This is a genomic window from Acidiphilium sp. PM (genome assembly GCF_000219295.1).
GTDB lineage: Bacteria > Pseudomonadota > Alphaproteobacteria > Acetobacterales > Acetobacteraceae > Acidiphilium > Acidiphilium multivorum.
The window spans coordinates 1-2479 of the sequence record NZ_AFPR01000146.1; the positions used below are offsets into that span (position 1 = coordinate 1).

Sequence of the window (2479 nt, forward strand, 5' to 3'; positions counted from 1 at the left end):
TACTTGCGCCGGGGTGGGCAAGAATTTTGCTCCCTTTTTGCTTCTTCTGCTCCGCTCCCGTTCGGGCGCCGCCTTCGCCCGAAGGAACGGAGGAGCAAAAAACTAGCGCAGGTCGGGCGGGGTGGCTTCTGCCTTGAGGGTGGCGATGGCCTCGTCGAGGGGCATGCTGTCCTGCTTGTCGGAGCCGAGGCGGCGGATCGAGACGGTTTGCTGCTCGGCCTCGCGCCGGCCGACGACGAGGATGTTCGGCACCAGGGCGAGCGAGAGATCGCGCACCTTGGCGTTGATCTTTTCGTTGCGGGTGTCGGTGGCGACGGCGAGGCCGGCTTCCTTGAGTTTCGCCGCGACCGTCTCGGCATAGTCGTTGGCGTCGGTGACGATGCTGGCCACGGCCGCCTGGGTGGGGGCGAGCCAGAGCGGGAAGCGGCCGGCGCAGTTCTCGATCAGGATGCCGATGAAGCGCTCGAAACTGCCCACGATCGCGCGGTGCAGCATCACCGGGCGGGCGCGGCCGGACTCGGCGGTGACGTAGGAGGCGTCGAGCCGCTCGGGGAGGACGAAATCGACCTGGAGCGTGCCGCATTGCCAGTCCCGCCCGATCGCGTCGCGGAGGACGAATTCGAGTTTCGGGCCGTAGAAGGCGCCCTCGCCGGGATTGACGGTGAATTCGACGCCGGCGGTTTCGCAGGCCGAGCGCAGCGCGGCCTCGGCCTTGTCCCACACCTCGTCAGACCCGGAGCGCGGGGTCGGGCGGTCGGCGAATTTCACCGCGAATTCGGGGAAGCCGAAATCGGCGTAGACGCGGCGGAGCATCTCGACGAAGCGGACGGTCTCGTCGGCGATCTGGTCCTCGGTGCAGAAGATATGGGCGTCGTCCTGGGCGAAGGCGCGGACGCGCATGATGCCGTGCAGCGCGCCGGAGGGCTCGTAGCGGTGGCAGGCGCCGAACTCGGCCATGCGCAGCGGCAGCTCGCGGTAGGAGCGCAGGCCGTGATTGAAGATCTGCACGTGGCAGGGGCAGTTCATCGGCTTGACGGCGAGGACCTTGTCCTCGTCCTCGACCTCGGCGATGAACATGTGGCTGCGGTAATTGTCCCAGTGGCCGGAGGCTTCCCAGAGCTTGCGGTCGAGCAGCTGCGGGGTGCGGACCTCGATATAGCCGAATTCCTCCTGGCGGCGGCGCATGTAGGCTTCCACCGTGCGGTAGAGGCGCCAGCCCTTCTCGTGCCAGAACACGCTGCCGACGGCTTCCTCCTGCATGTGGAAGAGGTCCATCTGCCGGCCGATCTTGCGGTGGTCGCGGCGCTCGGCCTCCTCGAGCTGCTTCAGATGGGCGTCCAGCTCCTTCTGGTCGCGCCAGGCGGTGCCGTAGATGCGGCTGAGCATCGGGTTGCGGTGATCGCCGCGCCAGTAGGCGCCGGCGACCTTGGTCAGCTTGAAGGCGCCGCCGATATCGCCGGTGCCGCGCATGTGCGGGCCGCGGCAGAGATCGAGCCAGTCGCCCTGGCGGTAGATGGTGATGGTCTCGCTGGCCGGCAGGTCGCGGATCAGCTCGGCCTTGAAGCGCTCGCCGCGGGCCTCGAAGAAGCGGATCGCCTCGTCGCGGTCCCAGACCTCGCGGGTGAAGGGCGCGTTGGCGGCGATGATCTCGCGCATCTTCGCCTCGATCGCCGGCAGATCGTCCGGGGTGAAGGGCTCGTTGCGGAAGAAATCGTAATAGAAGCCGCCCTCGATGGCCGGGCCGATGGTGACCTGGGTGCCGGGATAGAGGGCCTGCACCGCCTCGGCCATCACATGGGCGGCGTCGTGGCGGATGAGCTCGAGGGAGTCGGCGTCGCGGCGGGTGATGAAGCGGAGGCGCGCATCGGCATCGAGCGTGCGGGAGAGGTCCATCATCTTGCCGTCGACCTCCATCGCCAGCGCCGCCTTGGCGAGGCCGGGGCCGATGGAGGCGGCGATCTCGGTGCCGGTGACGGGGCCCGGATAGTCGCGGACGGAACCGTCGGGCAGGGTGATCGCGGGCATTGCGTGCTCCTTCAGGGCGGGGATGACGCGTCGTTATGCCCATCCTGCGCGGCGGCGGCAACGTCCGCCACCGAAAGGGCGGCGAGATCGGGGCGGCGGAGGATGGCGGGCCAGCCGCCATCGGGGGCGCGCGGGGCGGTCAGCGCGGGATCGGAGGCGCCGCCGAACAGCACGACGGAACGGACGCCGAGGGCGGCGGCGAGGTGCATCGGGCCGGTGTCGTTGCCGATGGCGAGGCTGGCGCGGGCGAGGGTGCCGGCGAGCTGGGGGATCGTGGTGCGGCCGGTGAGGTCGAGCGTGCGCGGGGCGCGGGCGGCGATGGCGGCGGCGAGCGGGGCTTCGGACGCGGTGCCGAGGACGACGGAGGGGAGGTCGAGCCCGGCGGCGAGGGCGCCGAAGTTTTCCGCCGGCCAGCGCTTCTCCGGCCGGTGCGGGGCGGCGCCGGGGATCAGCG

General features: G+C 69.9%; 2 protein-coding genes. Both read right to left on the minus strand.

What is annotated here, in order from left to right; all coding sequences use genetic code 11:
- Nucleotides 1-102 precede the first annotated feature (102 nt).
- A complete protein-coding gene (thrS, locus tag APM_RS07115; RefSeq protein WP_007422678.1) occupies nt 103-2025 on the minus strand; it encodes a threonine--tRNA ligase in 1923 nt (640 codons plus the stop codon).
- 11 nt (nt 2026-2036) lie between these two features.
- Nucleotides 2037-2479, minus strand: a 443-nt coding sequence (locus APM_RS07120) for a glycosyltransferase family 9 protein (protein WP_007422679.1), incomplete at its 5' end; no start/stop codon positions are given.

Coding starts and splice junctions, on each gene's coding strand:
- thrS (WP_007422678.1), bottom strand. CDS start 2,025: ATGCCCGCGATCACCCTGCCCGACGGTTCCGTCCGCGACTATCCGGGC.